Consider the following 587-nt stretch of genomic DNA (forward strand, 5'->3'; position numbering starts at 1 on the left):
GTGCTGCAGACGTCTATGTTAAACTAGAAGCTTTTAACCCTGGATCGTCAGTAAAAGACCGTATTGCCCTTAGCATGATTGAAAAAGCGGAACAAGATGGTATTCTAAAACCAGGTGCTACCATTGTTGAAGCAACGAGTGGAAACACTGGTATCGGTCTTTCATGGGTCGGTGCTGCTAAAGGATATAAAGTTGTTATCGTCATGCCTGAAACGATGAGTGTGGAACGACGTAAGATTATCCAAGCCTATGGTGCTGAACTCGTCCTCACTCCTGGTAGCGAAGGAATGAAAGGAGCTATTGCTAAAGCTCAAGAAATCGCTGCTGAACGTGACGGCTTCCTTCCCCTCCAATTTAATAATCCAGCTAACCCAGAAGTACACGAAAGAACAACAGGAGCTGAAATACTGGCTGCTTTCGGTTCTGATGGTTTAGATGCTTTTGTGGGTGGTGTTGGCACCGGTGGAACGATCTCAGGTGTTTCTCACGCTCTTAAAGTAGCAAATTCAAACATTCAAGTTTATGCAGTTGAGGCAGACGAGTCAGCTATCTTGTCTGGTGAAAAACCAGGACCTCACAAAATTCAA

1 protein-coding gene is annotated in these 587 nt (G+C 44.6%); it reads left to right on the forward strand.

Translation table 11 applies throughout. The features are described from left to right. Positions 1-587, forward strand: a 587-nt coding sequence (locus GMD4S_RS10150) for a PLP-dependent cysteine synthase family protein (protein WP_000000172.1), incomplete at both ends; no start/stop codon positions are given.

The sequence above is a fragment of the Streptococcus sp. GMD4S genome, assembly GCF_000296955.1.